The following is a 22902-nucleotide window of genomic DNA, read 5'->3' on the forward strand; positions in this document are numbered from 1 at the left end:
GCGATATAAAAGGGTATCTTTCATGAGGAGGTAGGATGAGAAAAAAATATACATGGACTACTATTCTCAGTGCTTTATTTGTAACAATAGTTTTATTTTGGGGTAACCTATCTGCTTTTGCCTTAGATGTACCGAGTCCACCAAAAAATGGGTATATTTTGGATCAAACACGGACCTTGACTAAAGAAGATGTTCAGAAGATGAATCGTATGGGGTTTGAGTTACAGCAAAAGACAAAGGCTCAAATCGCGGTTCTGATCATCCCTACTTTAGATGGTGAGGATGTAACAGAGTATGCAAACAAGGTGTTTCGTTCTTGGGGCATCGGTGAAAAGGATAAAAATAATGGTATTCTTTTCTTGATAGCCCTTAAAGATAAACAAATGCGTATTGAAGTTGGCTATGGTTTAGAAGGTGCAATCAATGATGCCAAAGCGGGCCAAATTTTAGATGACTATGCCATACCGTATTTTAAACAAGGTCAAATAGGTAAAGGAGTAGTAAATACCTATGCTATCTTAGTAGGTGAAGCGGCTAAAGAGTACGGTATCACCATTGACGGAAGTCGTACCTATGAAACACAAAATGTAGAGGAATTAACGCCTTTTCAAATGTTGATTATAGGTGGAGGTATTCTCTTGTTACTCATTTTGGACTTCACTGTATTTGGTGGCGCTATTACACAATCTTTATTATGGGTATTAGCTTCTAGTCGAGGTGGTGGCTCTGGCCGTTCAGGCGGTGGAGGTTTTGGTGGATTCGGCGGTGGATCTTCTGGTGGTGGCGGTGCGAGCCGTCGATGGTAATAGATATAGATTTGCTAAATGTAGATATCATGATGTAATATGTCCCTATTATGCGTAGTTTGCAAATAGGTATCTAAAAATAACATAGAAAATGATTGAGAATATATTGAAAGTTTTCGATTGTAGTGGTATACTGATTATAGATAAAGTATCTGAGACAAATCTTATAGTACGAAAGGTGGTGCACACAATGGATAAAAAATACGTATGCGTAGTATGCGGTTGGGTTTATGACGAAGCTGTTGAAGGCGTTAAATTCGAAGATCAACCAGCTGATTACCTTTGCCCAGTTTGTGGGGTTGGTAAAGACCAATTCGAAGAAATGTAATTAATTTTTCGATAAATTAATCCACATACATAAGGGCTCTCCTATAGGAGAGCTCTTTTTCACATGAGAGTTAATTGCTAAGTCTTGTATGAGTTTTCTGAAAACTCAACAACATATAGGGCTAGTATTTGACAAAGATAGTATAGGTAGCTATAATAGTATAGTCGAGGTAAAATTATGAAACTGCAAGTAGAGCAAGCAAAAGAACAGATTGGACGGGTAGTCCCTTTTCTATGTACGACATCAGGTGATGATCTTGGTGACGTATCTGCTTTTCCTTGGAGCCGTCATGATATAACCATTAGTGGTGAGCTTCGTTATGATGGTCAACATTATGTGGTGAATGGTACCATAACAACAAATGGACAATATGAGTGCTCAAGATGCTTAACCGATACTAATTATACCCATACTGTTCCATTTGAAGAGACTTTTGGTGTTACACATTCCAACAGTGGAGACGGTGATGTGATTTCTTTCGATGGGGAAGAAATCGATCTAACGGAGACCATTCGGGAAACATTAATCATCAATGAGCCCTCTCAAGTGTTATGTCAGGATGATTGCAAAGGATTGTGTGTTCAGTGTGGAGCTAATCAAAATGTTTCACCATGCTCTTGTGAATCCTTTGTGGTAGATCCTCGATTAGCAGTGCTAAGAACATTGCTGAAGGAAGAAAATGATGATTAATACCTAGTGATTATGTTAAGGAGGTGCAGATAATGGCAGTACCAAAGCGTAGACTTTCCAAATGCCGTCGAGATCGTCGTCGTGCTAACTGGAAATTAGAAGTACCTGGTTATGTAGCTTGTCCACAATGTCACGAACCAATGATGCCGCATCGCGTTTGCCCAACATGTGGTTCTTACAAAGGAGAACAAGTAGTTTCTAAAAATGCGTAATAGAAACGAATGAGAAGGCCTTGTAAACTGTTGTTTACGAGGTCTTTTTTGTATGCATTTTATACCTAATTATGGTATAATAAAGAAACATTAATAAATAACTCAAGTGGTGATTATAAGAGGTGACATTATGTTAAGAGATACAATTTTAGTAACAGGACATAAGAGTCCAGATACAGATTCTATTTGTTCTGCTATTTCCTATGCAAATTTAAAAAATCAAATGGGCTTTCCAGCACAACCAATTTGTGCGGGTCAAGCTAATAAAGAAACATCTTTTGCGTTAAAGTATTTTGGCTTTGAACATCCAGAAATTGTAACTTCTTTTGCTGTAACAGTAGAAGATGTACTAGAAACAATTCCAGCAGTCGATGCAAAAGCAACGTTACAAGATGTGTTAGCATGGCGTAAACAATATGAAATGAACCGCATTCCAGTGGTAGAAAATGGTACTACTTATGTGGGTACGATTACGGCACAACGCTTAATTGATGCTTTAGAAGGTGCTATGGGTGGCAATGTGAATGTAACAGCTGGTGAGATTTGCACAAAAACTTCTTGCCAAGTGATTAGCAAAGAAACGAAATTACGTGACTTCAAAGCTAATTCCCACATCGGTGGATATCCTGTAGTAGACAATGGTACATACTTAGGTATCATTCGTTCTAATGTAGAAGCTCCAAAGCAAAAAACAAAAGTTGTTCTTGTTGACCACAATGAAAAAGTACAAATTATTGACGATATCGAAGAAGCAGAATTAATCGAAAATATCGATCATCATCGTATTGGTGGGTTGGTAACAGACAATCCTATTTTTATTCATTATGAAACTGTAGGATGTACTTGTACAATTCTTGCTAATTTATACTGGCAATATGGCCAAGAGATTCCTAAAAATATTGCTGGCTTAATGCTATCTGCCATTATTTCTGACACAGTATTATTCCGTTCTCCTACTTGCACTGAAAAAGATAAAGAAACGGCTAAAAAATTAGCAACTATTGCTGGTGTTAACTTAGAAGAATATGGTATTGAATTATTGAAAGCCGGTTCTGATGTATCTGATTATTCCGATGAAAAAATCGTGCGTACAGATTTAAAAGAATTTGAAGCAAATGGCAAAATCATCAGTATTGGACAAATCCAAGTAATGGATACTACAGATATTTTGGGCCGTAAAGCATGCTTGTTAAAAGCTATGGAAACATTGCGTAGTACCAATAATTACAGCGCTTCTTACTTGATGATTACAAATATCTTAACAGAAGCAACAAACTTAATCTTTGTTGGAGATGCGAATGATGTGGTAGCAGCCGCATTTAATGCACAACCTGTGGACAATGAAGTATATTTAGAACATACATTATCCCGTAAAAAACAAGTAGTACCACCAATTGTGGGTGCTATGAAAGGCTAATCTATAATAGGGGGTGCGTTGTAGTGAAACACAGCGCACCCTTGTTATATGCAAGAGAGGTATTATGATATTTGACGGTTTAAATAAAGAGCAACAAGAGGCAGTATACGCAACTGAAGGGCCTCTTCTTATATTGGCTGGTGCTGGATCAGGTAAAACACGAGTGTTAACATATCGTATCGCCTATTTGTTGACACAAGGGGTAAGCCCCTATGAAATTTTAGCCATCACATTTACCAATAAAGCAGCAAAAGAAATGAAAGAACGTGTGGAAACCTTAGTAGGGGATACAGCACACCGTATTTGGCTTAGTACATTCCATTCTTTTTGTGCTAAATTTTTGCGCTTTGAACTAGATTCCTTCATGGGATATAGTAAAAACTTTTCCATCTACGATTCTAGTGATTCTCAAGCAGTTATTAAACAAGCAATTAAAGCACTAAATTTAGATGATAAATATTACCCTGTAGGGGCTATGCAATCACAGATTAGCGATGCAAAAAATAGAATGAAATTAGCTAAGGATTTCCGCAGTGAAGCTCGTGACTTTTATTCACAACAAGTGTCTAAGGTGTACGATTATTATGAAGCCGAATTGCGAAAAAATAATGCTTTAGATTTTGATGATTTATTGCTAGTAGCTGTTAAATTATTACAAGAAAATCCAGCCGTACTAGAAAAGTACAGTCATCGTTTCCGTTATATTATGATCGATGAGTATCAAGATACAAACCATGCACAGTATACATTAGCATCTTTATTAGCTTCTAAATGGAATAATTTATGCGTGGTAGGTGATGTGGATCAAAGTATCTATGCATGGCGTGGTGCTGATATTCAAAATATCTTGGACTTTGAAAAAGATTATCCTAAGGCAAAGCTTATTAAATTAGAGCAAAACTACCGGTCTACGAAAACAATTTTAGAGGCGGCTAATGCGGTCATTGATTACAATGAGGGGCGCCCTGAAAAAGTGTTGTGGACAGATAAAGGAGAAGGTGCCAAAATTCGTCATTTTGAAGCTCAATCCGAACAAGAAGAAGGAGCTTTCATAGGAGATACCATCAAAAAACAAAAGGAAATTCACAATCGTAGTTATGGAGAGATGGCTATTTTATATCGTACCAATGCACAGTCTCGTGTGCTGGAAGAATCCATGATTAAACGTGGGATTCCTTATACAATGGTAGGAGGTACTAAGTTCTACGATCGTAAAGAAATCAAAGATATTTTGGCGTACTTACGTATTTTAATCAATCCATTTGATGATATCTGCTTGCAACGTATTATTAATGTGCCAAAACGTAGTATTGGATTAACTACAGTCGGTAAATTACAGGATTTTGCAAGAGAAACGAATAATTCACTATTTATGACATTGAGTCAATTAGACCAAATTCCTACTATAAAAGGTAAAACGAAAGAAAAGTTAGAAGAGTTTATGGGTTTAATTTTTACCTTAGTCAACGAGGCCACAGAGCTTTCCGTACAAGGTATTATTGAGGCCGTATTAGATCGGACTGGATATGTAGTGGAACTAGAGAATAGTACAGACCCACAAGACCAAGCTCGGCTGGAAAATATTGGTGAGTTGGTGTCGGTAGCCAAAGAGTTTATGGATACAAATCCAGAAGGTACTTTACAAGACTTTCTTGAGCAAGTAGCATTGGTGAATGATGTAGATTCCTTTGAACAAGAAGAATCCAAAGTGACGTTAATGACTTTGCATGCTGCAAAGGGACTAGAGTTCCCCGTGGTATTCTTAGCTGGTTTAGAAGAAGGATTATTTCCGCATAGTCGTACCTTGATGAATCCTGAGGAAGTAGAAGAAGAACGCCGTATTGCCTACGTAGGGATTACTAGAGCCGAAGAAGAGCTATATGTATCCAATGCCACTACACGGACTGTATTTGGTAAAACTACAGGGTATTTACCATCTCGTTTTTTGAAAGAAATTCCTAGCGAACTCATGGAAGAAGTACGGACAAAACGAACTGTGAAGGAAGAATTACAACGAAATGTACCATTTCATCAATCTGTAGCGAATCGACCTGTTACAAAACCTATGATTCGAAATCCACAAGTAGTAGATTGGACTGTGGGAGATACTGCTATCCATGCTAAATGGGGTGAAGGAACTGTAGTGGATGTAGTTGGTGAAGGGGCCAATGTAAAATTAAAAATTGAGTTCCCTACACAGGGATTGCGACAAATTATGGCTAAGTTCGCTCCTATACGAAAAAAATAAGGAAATCATACAATGAGTATTCAAGAAGACATTCAACAATTACAAAAAGAATTAGCCCATCATGCGTATTTATATTATGTGAAAGATGCTCCCATTATTTCTGACTATGACTATGATGTATTATATCGAAAATTAGTAGAGTTAGAAACAGCACATCCAGAGTATATTGTGCCGACCTCTCCTACACAACGTGTGGGAGCCAAGGTGGAAGGTAGCTTTGAAAAAGTAGTACATGGACAACGAATGCTAAGCTTAAGTAATGTATTTAATGATGCTGAAGTGGAACAATTTGGGGTGCGTTGTGAAAAAGAGTTGGGCCATGCGCCGCAATATGTAGTGGAATTGAAGATTGATGGCTTAGCGGTTAACCTACATTATGAAAATGGTCTCTTTGTACGTGCGGTCACACGTGGTGACGGTCGTGTAGGGGAAGATGTAACAGCGAATGTAAAAACCATTCAGTCTATTCCACTAATCATTGATAATGCGCCTCCCTTCATTGAAATTCGTGGAGAAGCCTATATGCCGCATAAGGAGTTCAAACGAATCAATGAAGAACGAGAAGAAGCAGGTTTGCAAACGTTTGTAAATCCTCGTAATGCGGCAGCAGGATCGTTGCGCCAACAAGATCCAGCCATTACGGCGAGTCGAAATTTAGACTTTTTTGCCTATGCGATTGGTTCATCAGAAGGATCTAACATACATACACAACAGGAATTATTAGAGCAACTCGAAGCTTTTAAATTTCATGTGAATCCTCATTATAAATTGTGTAGTTCCATCGTAGAGGTGATAGAACACATTCATTACTGGGATGTAGAACGTCACAATTTGCCATATGATACGGATGGAATGGTTATCAAAGTGAATGACTTTGAAGACCAAGAGACATTGGGGACCACAGCGAAGGACCCCAAATGGGCGACGGCCTTCAAGTATCCACCAGAAGAAGTGGAAACGATTGTGAAGGATATTACAATCAATGTAGGACGCACAGGGGTATTAACGCCAACGGCAGAATTAGAATCTGTGTTCGTATCTGGTACGAATGTATCACGGGCAACTTTGCACAATGAAGATTTTATTAAAGAAAAAGACATTCGTATTGGTGATACGGTACGTATTCATAAAGCTGCAGAAATCATTCCAGAGGTAATTTCTGTGGTAGTAGATAAACGAAAATCGAATTCTGTGCCTTATGAAATGCCCAATGCTTGCCCGGTGTGTGAATCTCCTACGGTGCGCCGTGAAGGAGAAGTGGCTATTTATTGTAGTAATGAACATTGCCCAGCGGTAGAGAAGGAAGGTATCATTCACTTTGCATCCCGTGATGCCATGAACATTGATGGATTAGGTCCTAGTATTGTAGAAGCGCTAGTGACAAATCATCGTATTGAAACGGTAGTGGACTTGTATCATTTGAAGGAAGAGGATATTACATCCTTAGAGCGAATGGGCAAAAAGTCGGCCCAAAATTTACTAAAAGCGATTGACGATTCTAAACAACGCGGCTTAGGTCGAGTGTTATTTGGACTGGGTATACGTTTAATTGGTGCAAAAGCAGGGCAAACCATTGCGAAATACTTTACTTCCATTGATAGCTTAATGAATGCCACCATAGATGAGTTGACTAATATTGATGAAATAGGACCTACCATGGCGAAAAGTTTGGTAGAATATTTTGGAAATGAACGAAATCGCCAATTGATTGAAGGGTTACGTCATGCGGGAGTACGGTTAGAAGAGGAAGTGCAAGAAGCCGTTGGCAATGAACTGGAAGGACAGATCATTGTATTGACTGGTAAGCTTACTTCCATGGGACGTTCTGAAGCAGGGGCAATCCTAGAAGCTCATGGAGCGAAGGTAACAGGTTCTGTCAGTAAAAAAACTACTTTGGTCATTGCCGGTGATGATGCAGGTAGTAAACTAACGAAAGCAGAACAATTGGGTATCCCTGTCATGGATGAACAAGGATTATTAGATTTAATCAAGGATTTCTAAGCTATCTATTGATAATGAGGTAGACTTTCCTCTATAATAAAAAGATAAGCTTAGAAAGGTTAGCTATATGGAACATAGAACATTATTAGAATACTTTCAAGAGCATACAAGTTCACATCCTTTTGAGGTGCTACATCATGTCACACTTAAGAATGTGTCACCAGGACATGTGGAACTAGATTTTCACAGTGAAGAACAATTGCACAGTAATCCGCGAGGCGATGTGTATGGTGGGGTACATTTGAGTTTGTCAGATTATCTCATGGGATTGGCTTGTATTACACTAGGAAAGCAAGTGACAACAGCACAAATCAATGGTAATTTTGTAAAATCATTGCCAAACAATGCAAGAATCCGTGGTGTATCCAATGTGGAACACAAAGGTCAAAGTACGATGGTTACAACATGTCGTTTGTATAATGATATGGGAGAACTTGTCTATATGGGAAGTGGAACTTTTATGGTTCTTGACGATTTGGTATTACCAGAATTACCATGGTCGTTGTTAGATGAAGAATAGTTGGAGGATAGGAATCAATGAAAGAACAATTGCAAGCATTGCAAGAGAAAGCAATCGCCCGAATTCAAGGGGCTGCGAACTTGCAGAAATTACAAGATATTCGTGTTACCTATTTAGGTAAAAAGGGAGAAGTTACCTCCTTATTAAAAGGATTGGGTAAATTATCTCCAGAAGAGCGTCCTACTATGGGGGCCTTGGTAAATACAGTGCGTGTGGCTTTGGAAGAAGCATTAGAAGCAGTACAGCAACGCATGGAATCTGCTGTGCTGGCGGCTAAAATAGAACAAGAAACCATTGATATTACCTTACCAGGCCGTCCTGTTCATAAAGGTCATTTACATCCACTGACACAAATCAATGAAGAAATTGAACAATTCTTTGTGTCCATGGGTTATGCTGTAGAAGAAGGTCCTGAAATTGAATCAGACTATTTTAACTTTGAATGCTTGAATTTAGCTGCAGATCACCCAGCACGTGATATGCAGGATTCTTTCTATATTACAGATTCCGTATTACTTCGAACTCATACATCTCCAGTGCAAGCTAGAACCTTACAACGTAGTGAAAAAAATGCACCTATCCGTATGATTGCACCGGGAAAAGTGTATCGTTGGGACTATGATGCTACACATTCTCCAGTGTTCCATCAAGTAGAAGGGCTTGTTATTGATAAGAATATTACTTTCTCTGACTTGAAAGGTACATTGGAATTGTTCTTGAAAAAAATGTTTGGTGAAGATACAGCTGTACGTTTCCGTACAAGTTTCTTTCCTTTCACAGAACCAAGCGCAGAAGTAGATATTTCTTGTTGCATGTGCCACGGTGAAGGATGCCGTGTATGTTCTCATACAGGTTGGTTAGAAATTCTTGGTTGTGGTATGGTACATCCAAACGTATTGAAATTGAATGGTTACGATCCTAATGAAGTGCAAGGTTTTGCCTTCGGCATGGGTGTAGAACGTATTGCAATGTTGAAATATGGTATTAATGATTTACGTTTATTCTATGAAAATGATAAACGTTTCTTAACGCAATTCTAGGAGGTTATCGTGAAAGCTAGTTTACAATGGATGAAAGACTATGTATCTGTGAATATCGGCGAAAATCCTCAAGAGTTTGCAGATGCTTTAACACAAGCAGGGATTCCAGTAGAAGAAGTCATCAACTGTGATACAGGTATTAAAAAGATATACACAGGGAAAATTGTAGAAATTACAAAACATCCTGATGCAGATAAATTACAAGTATGTCAGGTGGAATGCCTAACAGAAGAAGGGGAGCCTGTGACGAAACAAATCGTAACAGCCGCAACCAATGTGGCAGTGGGACAAATCGTTCCTGTGGCATACCATAAATCTCGTTTAGCAGATGGTACAGAAATTAAAAAAGGTAAACTTCGTGGGCAAACATCAGAAGGCATGTTCTGTTCTGTAGCAGAATTTGGCTTATCTACAGATGTTGTATTGCCAGAAGAAGCTACTGGTATTTATATCTTCCCGGAAGGCACAGCTATTGGCCAAGATGTAAAAGAAGTGCTAGGTCTTAATGACGTAGTCTACGAATTTGAATTAACACCAAACCGTGCAGATTGTTTCTCCATGGTTGGTTTAAGCCGTGAGTTTGCCGTATTAGATAAAACAGAGGCTACATTCCCAGCTGTAACCGTACAAGAAGAGGGACCATCTATTGAAGGTCGTTTGAATATTTCTATTGCTGATACAGAGTTATGCTCTCGTTTCATGGGACGTTTGATTGAAAATGTAAAAGTTCAAAAATCTCCATTATGGTTACAAAATCGTTTGCGTAATTGCGGTATTCGTCCTATCAATAATGTGGTGGACGTAACAAATTATGTGATGTTAGAATTAGGTCAACCAATGCATGCTTACGACTATGATCATCTTCATGGACATAGTTTAGTAGCTCGTAAGGCTACAGAGGGAGAAGTAATTCAAACCTTAGACAGCAATGATCGCACATTAGCAGATACTATGCTTGTTATCGCTGATGCTGACCGTCCTGTAGGGGTAGCTGGTGTGATGGGTGGTGCTGATAGTGAAGTATCCAATGAAACAACAACGGTTGTATTGGAAGCTGCTGTATTTAATGGAGCATCCATTCGTCGTACTTCTCGTGCATTAGGTTTACGCTCTGAAGCATCTGGCCGTTTTGAACGTGGTGTGAACAGCGAAGTGACACCACTAGCTTTAGATCGAGCAGCACAATTGTTATTGGAGATTACACCAGGTGCTACGGTAGCAAAAGGTGTAATCGATGTATATCCAACTGCGAAAGAAGTACGTACAGTATCTTTCACAAGTGAAGCTGTGAATGCGTACTTGGGTACGAATATTGCAGAAGAAGAGATGGTTAGTATTTTAACTACCTTATCCTTCGGCGTGAAAGTTGATGGTAAGACATTGGTGGCTACTATCCCATCTTGGCGTGATGATGTAACAGGCATGCCGGATATTGCGGAAGAAGTAGCACGCATTCATAATTATGATAATATTGTACCTACTACGCCATTGGCACGAATCCAAACGGGTACAGTATCTCCTATGCATGCATTAGTACACGATGTGAAACATGCTTTGGCTGAATCGGGTTTAGATGAAATTATTACTTTTAGTTTCATGCATAAAGATAGTTTGCAAGATTTGTTAATTCCTGAAACAGATAGCAGACATCAAGCGATTCCTATTCTAAACCCAATTTCCGAAGAGTTTCCGGTGATGCGTACTACTTTAGTACCTAGCGTCTTAGAAACAGCAAAACGCAATGTAGCTCAAAAGAATTTAGATTTAGCCGTTTTTGAAGTGGCTACTGTGTACGAACCTAAGGCATTGCCGCTTACAGAATTACCAAACGAACGGATGATGGCAGCAGGGGTTATCCTAGGAAAATGGAATCGCCAAGAATGGAATGTACAGGCTAGAAACGTAGATTTCTATGATTTAAAAGGTATTATTGAATCTGTACTCGCTAATCTTGGTGTTGAAAATTATGCAATTAGCCGTAGTAAAGAATATTATTTACATCTAGGTGTGAGTGCTAGTATCTCCGTAGAGGGTGTTGAAATTGTACGCTTTGGTGAATTACATCCACAAGTAGCAAGTCATTATGACATTAGTGGTAAAGCATATTTATTTGAAATGGATTTAGAAGCATTGTTACAAGTGAACCGCAAAGGAATTTCTTTCACAGCAATTTCTAAATTCCCTGGTACTAGTCGTGACTTAGCGATTGTAGCACCAAAAGATGTGCAAGCTATTGATGTGTTAGAAGTGATGAAACAAGAAGGCGGCGAATATCTTGAGAGTGTTCGTATCTTTGACGTATACGAAGGGGAACATATCCAAGAAGGATATCGTAGCTTGGCGTATACCTTGTCGTTCCGTTCTCATGAAGGTACATTAGTAGATGCTGATATTGAAGATAGAATCCAAGCGATGTTAGCAACATTAGCAGACAAAGGTTGCACTTTACGATAATACGTAAATCCTACGGGATGTAACAATCGGTCATCTCTCTTATGGGATGACCGATTTATTATAAGGAGTTGTGATGGAATTATTAGCCCCAGCAGGGACAATGGAAAACTTTATGGCCGCCCTTGAAGCAGGGGCTGATGCCATTTATTTAGGCGGTAAGGTCTTTAATGCGCGATCTCATGCAGGAAATTTTGACTATGATGAATTGCGTGAGGCTTTGCGATTAGCCCATATATTACAGGTGGGTATCTATGTAACGGTGAATATCTTGGTAGGTGACCGTGAAAGTAAAGCCTTAGCAGAGCATCTACGGGAGCTAGAATGCATTGGTGTAGACGGCATTATTGTGCAAGATCTTGGTGTTGCAAGAATAGCGCGTCAAGTAGCGCCTACCTTAGAGCTTCATGGTAGTACACAAATGACAGCTACTAATTTGGAGACTGTACAATTTTTAGAACGATTGGGGTTTACTCGAGTTGTCTTATCTAGAGAATTGAGCTTAGATGAAATTCGTCATATTTGTAAACATGCGAAGGCTGAAATTGAAGTGTTTATTCATGGAGCGCTTTGTATTTCCTACTCTGGACAATGTTTGATGAGTAGTTTCATTGGTGGACGTAGTGGCAACCGTGGGTCTTGTGCCCAACCATGTCGCTTGCCATACCAATTGGTTACTTTAGATGGTAAACAAATTACTCATGATAAAGAGACCTATATCATGAGCCCTAAGGACTTAAACTATAGTGCGTATATGAAAGAGCTCATCGAAGCAGGCGTAGCTTCATTCAAAGTAGAAGGACGCATGAAAAAGGTATCCTATGTGCATGAAGTCATCGGTACGTATCGGACTATCATCGATAGATCTGGACAAGCCACAGAGGCAGATTTTACTCGCTTAGAAGAAGGGTTTAATCGTGGGTTCTCTACGGCTTATTTAGAAAATAATGGTTCCAAGTCTATGATGACTATCAGTGCGCCTAATCATTTAGGAAAATACTTGGGAGAAGGTCAGGTAAAAGGCCGTATGCTGGTCTTGCGCACTAAGGAGGCTGTAGCAGAAGGCGACTTACTGAAAGTTATCGCCCATACGGGAGATGTGCACTACATTACGGTGACGGCGGATATGACTTTTGATCGTAATATATATCGCATTCCACTTGCAGAAACTATTAGTGCAGGCAAGGTCTATCGTGCCAGTCAAGGGGGATATACGAAACAACGAGGCTTAAAAGATTTTACTCGTAAATACAAATCCTATATGTTCTTACATGGTGAAGAAGGTAGTACTGTGTCATTGACGATGATGTTAGATTCTGGTCAAACGGTAACAGTCACTGATGAATATGTATTACAAATGGCTAATCATAAACCTACTTCTGTGGAGAAAATTACAGAACAATTAGGTCGATTAGGGAATACTTTATTTGACTTAGATCATGTGACGGTTCCAGAAGGTTCTTTTATGTGGCCTAGCAGTGTCTTAAATAGTCTTCGTAGACATGCTGTGGAGGCTATGGAAGAATTGCTAATAGAACAATACGTGGCATCATGGGAAGCACGTAAAGCGAACTTGCCCACAGGGATGGAATTATTAGGAGACATGACAAAAACTGTGGGGCAGGTGTTAGGATTTACACAGGCGCATACCCTAGAATCTAATACAAAACAATTAGAAATCTTAGTGGATTCCTTAGAAGGTCTGCAGCAGGCAATCATGACGCCAGTAGACCGTATTGTGTTTGGCGATCCATTACACAGAATCCCAGTAGCATATCCTGTATATCAAGAAGCTGTACAAATGTGCCGTGAGGCTAATAAAGAAATTATATTTAGTACTCCAAGGGTGATTAAGGATAATGAAAGTACAGCCTTTAGGGATATGGTAGCCCATATGGTACAAGCCAATCCAGATGGGATTCGAGTACATTTCTTGGGGGCTTTGGAAATATTACATCAACTGGGATATACAGGTGTGGTGGAAGGTGATACAGGATTGCAAATCTTTAACTCTCACACCTTGGGCATACTTAATGACTTAGGATTTAGTACTGTCAATGTGTCCTTAGAGGCTACCTTACATCAAATGAATACGATGGCAAGTAAAAATATTATGCCTATTGGAGCTATTGTGCAAGGCCGTGTAGAATTGATGATTTCTGAGTATTGTCCTATCAGCAGTTTTGCCGGTACAGGTTATAAACGAGGTTGTCCTGTGGTGTGTACGAAACAAGACTATGCTTTGCAGGATAGAAAGGGTGAACTATTTCCAATTTATACAGATCCATTCTGTCGTACCCATATTATGAATAGCCGTGAGTTAGATATGAAAAGCTATATCGATGACTTACGACGTTCTAGGTTACAACGTCTAGTCCTTGACGGAAGACAACGAAGTCCTAAATGGATTGCTAAAGAGGTGAGTATGTATCGTCAATTACTAGAGGGGGCTGTGGAAGCACCGAGCAAAGAAGGAGCTACTCATATCACACGGGGACATTTTTTTAAAGGAATATTAGGGGAATCATAATGAATAGTGAACAAGTCTTAGACTTTCAACATATACGGCAAAAGCTGGCAGATGTGTGTTCCTCTGCCATAGCTAAAGAATATGCACTGAATTTGCAACCTATGCACAACCGTCAAAAAATTGAAGATGCCCTAGATGAAACCGTGGAAGCTATGCGCTCCTTAGAGCAAGAAGTGGAGCAACCCATCAGTGGCACGAAAGATATTCGTACAACTTGTACGAAAAGTCGTAAAGAAATTATTTTGACTCGTGAAGAGCTTTGGGACTTGCATACTACTATCTTGGCATATAATCGGATGCATCGTTTTTTTAAAGAAAAGTATCTGCTCTACCCATTATTATCTTTGTGGGTACAGGATTTGCCAAGTCATGATAAGCTGACCAAGCGCTTTGAACGAACTTTTGATGCCTATGGTGTGTTACTGGATGGCGCTACACCTAAACTACAACAGTTGCGAATGACCATGAGTCGTACAAAGAATGCTATTAAAAATGATTTACAGCGAATATTACAGGATAAGGATAATCAAAAATACTTTCAAGAAGCTATCGTTACTATGCGTAATAATCGTTACGTCATTCCTGTAAAACAAGAATATCGAGGAGCATTTCCTGGTCTTATTCATGATAGATCTGCTACAGGTGCCACTTTATATATTGAGCCGATGCGGTTGGTAGACTTAAATAATGAATTACAAGAAGCTATCTTGGCAGAAGAACAAGAAGTACTTCGTATTTACAAAGAGTTAACAGAGTTGGTACGAACTCATGCAGACACATTATTAGATGCATGTAAACGTGTATCCCATGTAGAATTTGTCTATGGAAAAGCAGAATTAGCCATACGGATGAAAGCTGTCCGTGCCATCATTAGTCAAGGTCGAGAAGTGAACTTACTACAAGCGCGTCATCCTATGCTAGCTCCGAATGTGGTAGTTCCTACTACCATCACTTTAGGGACGAAGTATCGTATTTTGTTGATTACAGGTTCCAATACTGGTGGTAAAACAGTGTCTCTAAAAACATTGGGATTGTTGGCGTTAATGAATCAAAGTGGCTTATGTATTCCAGCTGACAGCGGATCTGCTTTACCAATCTTTCACCATATCTATGCAGATATTGGAGATGAACAAAGCATTGAAGCCAGTTTGAGTACATTCTCTGCCCATATGTCGCAGGTAATTCGGATACTGAAAAAGGTAGGACCAAATGATTTAGTATTACTAGATGAATTAGGTTCTGGTACGGATCCAGAAGAAGGAAGTGCCTTAGGGATTGCAATCATTGAATACTTCCGTAAAAAAGGAGCACTCATGATGGTGAGCACGCATTATAATGAGTTGAAAACCTATGCGTATCAAACGGAAGGTGTCGAAAATGGTCATGTGGAGTTCGATGAACGTACATTGCGACCAACCTACAGATTACATATTGGTGTAGCAGGTAGTTCACATGCACTTAGCATTGCAGCACGCTTAGGATTACCGCAAGATGTGGTGGACTTAGCTCGCAAACAATGGGAACTGAATGGACGTAGTGCTATGGAAGATATGCTTCGTGACTTAAATCAAGAGCTTAGAAAAACGCAAGAACGGGAACGAGCTTTGAAAAAAGAACAAGAAGAAGTGCGCCGTATGCGTACCCAAGTGATGCGTGATAAAAAAGCATTACAAGATAAGAAAAAGGTCATCTTAGAAAAAGCTCGAGAAGAAGCGCAAAATATGAAACGATCTGTTCGTATTGAAAGTGAACAAATCATTAAAGAGTTAAAAGGTTCTTTTAATGAAACGGACAAGCAAAAACGTCAGGATGCTATATCTAAAGCTAGAAAAGGCGTATCCAATGTAGCTGTTCCAACAGGGACTATTGAAAAACGAGATCCTTTAGATGTGACTAAGGTAAAAGTAGGCGATGTTGTGTTCCTAGATAACTTACAATCTTTAGGCACTATATTGGCTATTCAAGGAAAACGGATTCAAGTTGACATGAATGGACTGACAGTGACTGTGAAAGAAAAGGATTTATTAGCAGCCACTCGTGAGGAAGCCAGTGCCTTATTGCGTAAAGAAAATCCTGTACCTATGTCCAATCGTCAGCGGAAACGATCTGGTATGGCGGTCATTCGTCAACAACAAGCCTCTACTGAGTTAAATATTATTGGTAGAACTGTGGATGAAGCTATTGTAGAAGTAGGAAGATTCATTGACCAAGCTATACTAGCTGGATTAAATTCGGTGCGTATTGTTCATGGTAAAGGAACGGGAGCTTTACGGTCTGGAGTTCATGATTATTTAAGGACCTTGCCAGGTATTAAAAGTTATGACCTAGCTAGTTTAGATGAAGGTGGTGCAGGAGCGACGACTGTAATCCTATAAATGAATCCTTTATGGAATTCTAATTTGTGCAAAAATCTGCAATAGAGTATAATTAAGGGAGTTCTATAGGAAATAATGAGCTTTAGAGAGGTGACATATGAATCCTAGTTCATCAAGACCCATTCCTCCTAGGAGACGGGTAGTGCAAAAGAAACCGATAAAGAAAAAATCATCTTGGAAACGTTCTTTTTGGATTTTCTTTATCTTATTTATATTGATTGTAGCAGGTGCAGGTTGTGGATTTTTAGGTGCCACTATGTCTTCTTTACCGGACGTGGCTAATGTAAAACCAGCAGCATCTTCACAAATATATGATGCGAATGGTGATTTAATTACTACAGTCCATTCAGAAGAAAATCGATTACCTGTGAAGTTGTCAGAAGTTCCAAAAAACCTTCAGAATGCTTTTATTGCTACAGAAGATAATCGTTTCTATAGCCATCATGGTATCGATCCTATTGGTATCTTACGCGCTGTATGGGTAAATATTATTCATGACGGTGTTGCAGAAGGTGGATCTACGATTACACAACAGTTAGCACGAAATGCTTTCTTAACACAGGATCGTACCTTTAAACGTAAGATTATGGAAGCTTTATTGGCATTGCGTATTGAACAACACTATACAAAACAAGAAATTTTAGAAATGTACATGAACCAAATTTATTTTGGTCAAGGTGCATATGGCGTACAAACAGCGTCTCATGTATACTTTGATAAAGATGTGCAGGACCTGTCATTAGCGCAGATGGCAATTTTAGCGGGCTTACCGCAAAGTCCAAATTATTATTCTCCATTTAATAATCTAAAAGCAGCTAAAGCGCGTCAGGCTGTTGTATTGGGACAGATGGTGAAATATGATTATCTATCAGCTGATCAAGCAGAAGAAGCCAAAAATGCGGACTTACACTTGTTAGATAAACCAAAATCTTCTAATGGATATGGCAGAATGAGTTACTTTGTAGATTATGTTATTAATGAAGTATCAGAACGATATGGTGATAATGCAATTTATAAAGAAGGTATGAAAATTTATACTACCATTGATATGAAGGCACAAAGGGCTGCTGAACAGGCTATGGAAAACTTACCAAATTATTATACGGATGAAAATGGCTTACAGCAGCCACAAGGGGCATTGATTTCTATTAATCCTCATAATGGTCATATCGTAGCTATGGTGGGTGGCCGTGGTACAGATTCCTTTAATCGTACTACTATGGCGGTACGTCAACCGGGCTCAGCCTTTAAGCCATTTGTATATTTGGCAGCTTTGAAAAATGGAGATACTCCAGGTACAGTATATGTAGATAAACCATCTGAATTTAATGGCTGGAAGCCTCAAAACTATTCTCGTAGACATTCAGGCGCTATGACAATGCGTAATGCAGTAGCTCACTCTAATAACGTAGTAGCTGTATTAGCAGCAGATAAGGTGGGTATGTCAAATGTGTTGGACCTAGCTGAGAAAATGGGGATTTCTACATTAGATAAACATGGTGATGATAACTTAGCTGTTGCATTAGGTGGTTTGACAAAAGGTGTGACACCTATGGATATGGCGGTAGCCTACGGGGTGCTTGCCAATAACGGTGTGAAAGTTAAGCCTGTAGCTATTACGAAAATTATAGATCGTAATGGTAATATTGTAGAGGAAGGTTCTGTTGAGGAAACTCGTGTTGTAGAGCCAAAATATGCATATATGATGACAAATATGCTTGAATCTGTAATTAAATTTGGTACAGGTGGTAATGCTTATTTTGGTCGTCCAGTAGCAGGTAAAACTGGTACTACCGATGAAGAAAAAGATGCTTGGTTTGCAGGTTATACGCCTGATTTAGTGACAGTGGTTTGGATGGGTGATGATAGTGGATCTGAAACTTTACATGGTACCACAGGTGGTCAAACACCAGCTATCATCTGGAGACAATACATGCAAGCAGCTTTAGCAGATACTCCAGCATCTAACTTTACAGTGCCAGAGGGGGTAGGTCCTGAGGCTTATGCAGGCAATACAAACCCAGCTACAGATAAGAAAAAAGATGAGAAAGACAAAAAAGATAAAAAAGATGGAGATGTAGAGGAGGATACTAGTACAACATCCAATGATGAAAGCCCATCTAAATCTAAAAGTAATAAAGGGAAGGAGCCAGTTGTTGCTCCTAGATCATCTAAAAATTCACAGTAACATAGGAGATAATCATGATTAGTGCAGCAGAACAGTTTCGCCTCATTTCCCATGGGGTAGCTGATCTTTTACCAGAAGATGAATTTAAAAAGAAATTAGAAAAATCCGTGGCAACGAATACGCCATTGATTGTCAAATTAGGATTAGATCCAACAGCTCCAGATATTCATTTGGGCCATACTGTTGTTTTGCGTAAGCTTAAATTATTCCAAGATTTTGGACATAAAGTTATCATTTTAATTGGTGACTTTACAGCTCGTATTGGTGATCCAACTGGCAAAAGCGTAACTCGTCCACCGTTGACAGAAGAACAAGTGATTACTAATGCGAAAACATACCAAGAGCAAATTTTTAAAGTCTTAGACCCTGAAAAAACAGAAGTTCGTTTCAATAGTGAATGGTTAAGTAAATTGGATTTTGCGGATGTATTGAAGTTAGCCTCCAAATATACAGTAGCTCGTATGTTGGAGCGAGATGATTTCCACAAACGATATACAGAAGGTCGTCCTATTAGTATTCATGAGTTCATGTATCCATTGATGCAAGGTTACGATTCTATCGCTTTGAAAGCTGATGTGGAATTTGGTGGTACTGACCAAACATTTAACCTGTTAATGGGACGCCATTTACAAGGTGAAGAGGGGATGCCCGAGCAAACCATTATTACAATGCCAATTTTAGAAGGCCTTGATGGAGTTCAAAAAATGAGTAAGTCTCTTGGCAACTACATTGGTATTAGTGAAGCTCCATCTGAAATGTATGGTAAAGCGATGTCTATTCCAGATGAGTTGATGATGCGTTACTTTATGTTGGTAACAGACATGAGCATTGAAGAACAAGAACAACTTAGTAAGGATTTAGAGTCTGGTGCAGCCCATCCTAGAGATGTAAAAATGAAATTGGCTCATACTATCGTTCGTCTATATCATGGAGAAGAAGCTGCCAATTTTGGACAAGATGAGTTTGTGCGTGTGTTCCAAAAACATGCGATGCCAACAGATATTCCAGAATATAAAGTGGCAATCACAGAAGAACCTGTGTTTGTACCACAGTTATTATCTGATGCAGGCTTAACAGCAAGTAATGGGGAAGCAAGACGATCTATTAAAGCTGGAGCTTTCAAAATCGATGGTGAAAAATGCAACGAAGAACATATCGTATTGAAAGATGGTATGGTGTTGCAAGTTGGGAAACGTAAATTCATTAAAATCGTCTCTTGTTAGTCTATGTAGGCTGTGGCGTTTTTAACTAAATAAGATAAAGGGAAGACCGTAACACACCCCTTCTCAAACTATACAGTGGTTATGTTTGTTCAGGGGTATGTTACGGTCTTCTTGTGTTTGAGTGATTTAGGTAGTAAGAGACGCCACAAGGCTACTACGTCTAACTGCGTTCCTCTGTGGATAAGCGTGTGGTTCGACTCCCACCTAGTCAATTTATTGATAGCACCCGTATAGGGTGCTTTTTTATTAGTTCTACATCTTTATATCGTCATTTCTGTATACTTTATGATGGCATTTATAATACTTAGAGATATTTTAAAAAGATTAGGCTTAGTATAGCAATATATATTCCTCTATATTTCAAAAATGGCGTTAATTTGCTAACTAAATTAGGTATACATATAGAATAATGCTTGACTATTTATTATATGTGTTGTACTATATAGTTAAATTATGAACACTATATCTAATGGAGGGATAATCATGAGTCGTGATACTGCATATGTTCTTTGGTTTGATGAATTGCATCGTGAGGATGTGGATATTGTTGGTGGTAAGTCTTCTTCTTTAGGAGAAATGACTTCTTCTACGAATGTACCTGTTCCTTATGGATATGCTACTACAGCCCATGGCTATCGTTATTTTATGGAAGAAACTGGTTTAGTAGATCGAATTAAAGCTAAATTGGAAGAATTGCATGATGTGGAAAACTCTGCGTTGTTACGTAAGGTGACTGCAGAAGTACGTCAAATGATTATGGATGAGGAAATGCCAGCTCCATTAGCTGAGGCTATTCGTGAAGGCTATGAAGAATTAGCACGTAAAGTAGGGGAAGAGAACCCATTTGTAGCGGTAAGATCTAGTGCCACTGCGGAAGATTTGCCAGATGCTAGTTTTGCAGGTCAACAAGATACATACTTAAATGTTCGTGGTGCAGATATGATCATTGCTAAAGTAAAAGAATGCTATGCATCTACTTTCACTGACCGTGCTACCTACTATCGTGTAAAACAAGGTTTCGATCATATGACAGTAGCCTTGTCAGCAGCCATCCAAATGATGGTATACTCTAAAGCTGCAGGCGTTATGTTCTCTGTGAATATTATGAATGGTGATGATAAATCCATTATTATCGAAGGATCTTGGGGTCTTGGTGAGTATGTAGTGCAAGGTACAGTGACACCAGATAATTTCACTGTAGATAAAGCAACAATGCAAATTACCGATCGTATGATTAATGATAAAAATCTTGCATTAGTACGTAAACCAGAAGGGGATTGCGTTGAAATTCAAATTCCTGAAGACCAAGCTCGTCAACAAGTTATCACAGACGAACAAGTTATCGAATTAGCAACTTATGCAAAAGCAATTGAAAAACATTATGGTTGCTATATGGATATGGAATGGGGCATCGATGAGCGCGATGGAAAAGTATGGATTTTACAAGCCCGTCCAGAAACTGTATTCTCTCAAAAGAAAGAAAAAGAAGAAACTGTAGTGGAAGCGACTACAACAGAACGTAAGATTGTTGTAAAAGGTCTTCCTGCGAGCCCTGGTAAAGCAGCAGGTCGTGCTCATGTGATTGAAAATCCAGAAGATATCGATGATTTTAAAGAAGGAGAAATCCTTGTTACTACTATGACTGCACCTGACTGGGTACCGGCAATGAAAAAAGCTAAAGCTATTGTCACAGATGCAGGTGGTATGACTTGTCATGCGTCTATTGTAAGTCGTGAGTTGGGGATTCCTTGTATTGTAGGTACAAAATCTCGCAGTGAAGAGGCGACGAAAACGATTTCTGACGGTCAAATGATTACTGTAGATGCTACAAATGGTATTGTCTATGATGGAATTTTAGAAGAGGCTACTAAAAAAGTAGAACCGGCAGCAGAAGCTCGATATGTAGAGCCAACACCGATTACAGCTACTAAAATCTACATGAACTTAGGCGATCCAGACTTGGCTGAAAAATATGGCGTATTACCTTGTGATGGTATTGGTTTAATGCGTGAGGAATTCATTTGGACTACTTTTATTCATGAACACCCAATGCATTTAATCGAAACAGGTCGTCGTGATTTTGCCATCGATACCTTAGCCGAAGGTATGCGTAAAGTATGTGCAGCCTTAGCCCCTCGACAAGTTGTATTGCGTTTGAGTGACTTCAAATCTAGCGAATACCGTGATTTAAATGGTGGTGATAAATACGAGCCAGAAGAATCTAGCGCGTTACTTGGATTCCGTGGTGCTTCTCGCTACTATGATGAACGCTATGCACCAGCGTTCTTGTTAGAATTAGAAGCCATTAAAAAAGTACGCAATGAATTCGGTTTTAAAAATTTGCAAGTTATGATTCCATTCTGTCGTACTGTGAAGGAAGCAGCAGAAGTAACTCGTATTATGGCAGAACACGGCTTGCAACGTAATGCGGACTTCAAAGTATGGTTGATGGCTGAAATCCCTGCGAACATTATCTTGGCGGATCAATTCAATCAATATGTAGATGGTTACTCTATCGGTTCCAATGACTTAACGATGCTTGTATTAGGCTGTGATCGAGATAATGAAACTGTACAACATATTTATGATGAAAGAAACTTGGCTGTAAAACGTGCTATTAAACATTTAATTGAAACAGCACACAAAGATGGCAAAACAGTATCCATCTGTGGACAAGCGCCAAGTGTATATCCAGAGTTCTGTGAGTTCTTAGTAAAACATGGTATTGACTCTATTTCTGTAAATCCAGATGCTGTGGTGTCTACGAAAAAAATGGTGGCACAATTAGAACAACGCATTATGTTAGATGCTTTGACAGGCAAAGGTCGTCAAAATACAGAAGCTTTAGATTGGTAATAGATGAGGAGGCTCTG

General features: G+C 39.1%; 15 protein-coding genes. All 15 read left to right on the top strand.

The window, feature by feature from the left end; all coding sequences use genetic code 11:
• The first annotated feature begins 35 nt into the window (after window positions 1-35).
• Window positions 36-806, top strand: a complete 771-nt coding sequence (locus EO119_RS00160) for a YgcG family protein (RefSeq protein ID WP_126940238.1) — start codon at window positions 36-38, stop codon at window positions 804-806.
• 190 nt (window positions 807-996) lie between these two features.
• Entirely contained in the window at window positions 997-1134 is a 138-nt protein-coding gene (locus EO119_RS00165) for a rubredoxin (protein WP_009354175.1), read from the top strand.
• Window positions 1135-1311: 177 nt separating this feature from the next.
• A complete protein-coding gene (locus tag EO119_RS00170; protein WP_009354204.1) occupies window positions 1312-1824 on the top strand; it encodes a DUF177 domain-containing protein in 513 nt (170 codons plus the stop codon).
• Between the two features lie 32 nt (window positions 1825-1856).
• Window positions 1857-2036 carry a 50S ribosomal protein L32 gene (gene rpmF, locus EO119_RS00175; RefSeq protein ID WP_009354192.1) on the top strand — a complete coding sequence of 60 codons (180 nt, stop codon included), beginning with the start codon at window positions 1857-1859 and terminating at the stop codon, window positions 2034-2036.
• A 130-nt stretch (window positions 2037-2166) separates the two neighbouring features.
• Window positions 2167-3453, top strand: coding sequence for a manganese-dependent inorganic pyrophosphatase (locus EO119_RS00180; RefSeq protein WP_126940239.1), 1287 nt, complete (start codon window positions 2167-2169; stop codon window positions 3451-3453).
• 64 nt (window positions 3454-3517) lie between these two features.
• Window positions 3518-5701, top strand: a complete 2184-nt coding sequence (pcrA, locus tag EO119_RS00185; protein ID WP_126940240.1) for a DNA helicase PcrA — start codon at window positions 3518-3520, stop codon at window positions 5699-5701.
• Between the two features lie 12 nt (window positions 5702-5713).
• Window positions 5714-7702 carry an NAD-dependent DNA ligase LigA gene (gene ligA / locus EO119_RS00190; RefSeq protein ID WP_126940241.1) on the top strand — a complete coding sequence of 663 codons (1989 nt, stop codon included), beginning with the start codon at window positions 5714-5716 and terminating at the stop codon, window positions 7700-7702.
• Window positions 7703-7769: 67 nt separating this feature from the next.
• Window positions 7770-8222, top strand: coding sequence for a PaaI family thioesterase (locus tag EO119_RS00195; protein ID WP_126940242.1), 453 nt, complete (start codon window positions 7770-7772; stop codon window positions 8220-8222).
• Between the two features lie 17 nt (window positions 8223-8239).
• The gene (gene pheS / locus EO119_RS00200; RefSeq protein WP_126940243.1) at window positions 8240-9262 is read left to right on the top strand and encodes a phenylalanine--tRNA ligase subunit alpha; all 1023 of its coding nucleotides are present in this window, start codon (window positions 8240-8242) and stop codon (window positions 9260-9262) included.
• 9 nt (window positions 9263-9271) lie between these two features.
• Complete coding sequence (pheT, locus tag EO119_RS00205; protein WP_126940244.1) at window positions 9272-11716, top strand: phenylalanine--tRNA ligase subunit beta; 2445 nt, start codon at window positions 9272-9274, stop codon at window positions 11714-11716.
• 73 nt (window positions 11717-11789) lie between these two features.
• Window positions 11790-14243, top strand: coding sequence for a DUF3656 domain-containing protein (locus EO119_RS00210; protein ID WP_126940245.1), 2454 nt, complete (start codon window positions 11790-11792; stop codon window positions 14241-14243).
• On the top strand, window positions 14243-16618 hold the full coding sequence (locus EO119_RS00215; protein WP_126940246.1) for an endonuclease MutS2: 2376 nt from the start codon (window positions 14243-14245) through the stop codon (window positions 16616-16618). The genes EO119_RS00210 and EO119_RS00215 overlap by 1 nt, the downstream gene beginning before the upstream one ends.
• Window positions 16619-16715: 97 nt before the next feature.
• The gene (locus EO119_RS00220; protein WP_126940247.1) at window positions 16716-18806 is read left to right on the top strand and encodes a penicillin-binding protein 1A; all 2091 of its coding nucleotides are present in this window, start codon (window positions 16716-16718) and stop codon (window positions 18804-18806) included.
• A 14-nt stretch (window positions 18807-18820) separates the two neighbouring features.
• The gene (gene tyrS / locus EO119_RS00225) at window positions 18821-20029 is read left to right on the top strand and encodes a tyrosine--tRNA ligase (RefSeq protein ID WP_126940248.1); all 1209 of its coding nucleotides are present in this window, start codon (window positions 18821-18823) and stop codon (window positions 20027-20029) included.
• A 483-nt stretch (window positions 20030-20512) separates the two neighbouring features.
• Window positions 20513-22885 (top strand): phosphoenolpyruvate synthase, encoded by a 2373-nt coding sequence (ppsA, locus tag EO119_RS00230; RefSeq protein WP_126940249.1) that lies wholly within the window; start codon window positions 20513-20515, stop codon window positions 22883-22885.
• The last annotated feature ends 17 nt before the right edge of the window (window positions 22886-22902 follow it).

It is taken from the genome of Veillonella sp. CNR 79/14 (assembly GCF_003992185.1).
Taxonomy (GTDB): Bacteria; Bacillota; Negativicutes; order Veillonellales; family Veillonellaceae; genus F0422.

Excerpts from the sequence above, each read along its gene's own strand:
- EO119_RS00160 (WP_126940238.1), top strand. The coding sequence starts at position 36 with ATGAGAAAAAAATATACATGGACTACTATTCTCAGTGCTTTATTTGTA.
- EO119_RS00165 (WP_009354175.1), top strand. The coding sequence starts at position 997 with ATGGATAAAAAATACGTATGCGTAGTATGCGGTTGGGTTTATGACGAA.
- EO119_RS00170 (WP_009354204.1), top strand. The coding sequence starts at position 1,312 with ATGAAACTGCAAGTAGAGCAAGCAAAAGAACAGATTGGACGGGTAGTC.
- rpmF (WP_009354192.1), top strand. The coding sequence starts at position 1,857 with ATGGCAGTACCAAAGCGTAGACTTTCCAAATGCCGTCGAGATCGTCGT.
- EO119_RS00180 (WP_126940239.1), top strand. The coding sequence starts at position 2,167 with ATGTTAAGAGATACAATTTTAGTAACAGGACATAAGAGTCCAGATACA.
- pcrA (WP_126940240.1), top strand. The coding sequence starts at position 3,518 with ATGATATTTGACGGTTTAAATAAAGAGCAACAAGAGGCAGTATACGCA.
- ligA (WP_126940241.1), top strand. The coding sequence starts at position 5,714 with ATGAGTATTCAAGAAGACATTCAACAATTACAAAAAGAATTAGCCCAT.
- EO119_RS00195 (WP_126940242.1), top strand. The coding sequence starts at position 7,770 with ATGGAACATAGAACATTATTAGAATACTTTCAAGAGCATACAAGTTCA.
- pheS (WP_126940243.1), top strand. The coding sequence starts at position 8,240 with ATGAAAGAACAATTGCAAGCATTGCAAGAGAAAGCAATCGCCCGAATT.
- EO119_RS00210 (WP_126940245.1), top strand. The coding sequence starts at position 11,790 with ATGGAATTATTAGCCCCAGCAGGGACAATGGAAAACTTTATGGCCGCC.
- EO119_RS00215 (WP_126940246.1), top strand. The coding sequence starts at position 14,243 with ATGAATAGTGAACAAGTCTTAGACTTTCAACATATACGGCAAAAGCTG.
- EO119_RS00220 (WP_126940247.1), top strand. The coding sequence starts at position 16,716 with ATGAATCCTAGTTCATCAAGACCCATTCCTCCTAGGAGACGGGTAGTG.
- tyrS (WP_126940248.1), top strand. The coding sequence starts at position 18,821 with ATGATTAGTGCAGCAGAACAGTTTCGCCTCATTTCCCATGGGGTAGCT.
- ppsA (WP_126940249.1), top strand. The coding sequence starts at position 20,513 with ATGAGTCGTGATACTGCATATGTTCTTTGGTTTGATGAATTGCATCGT.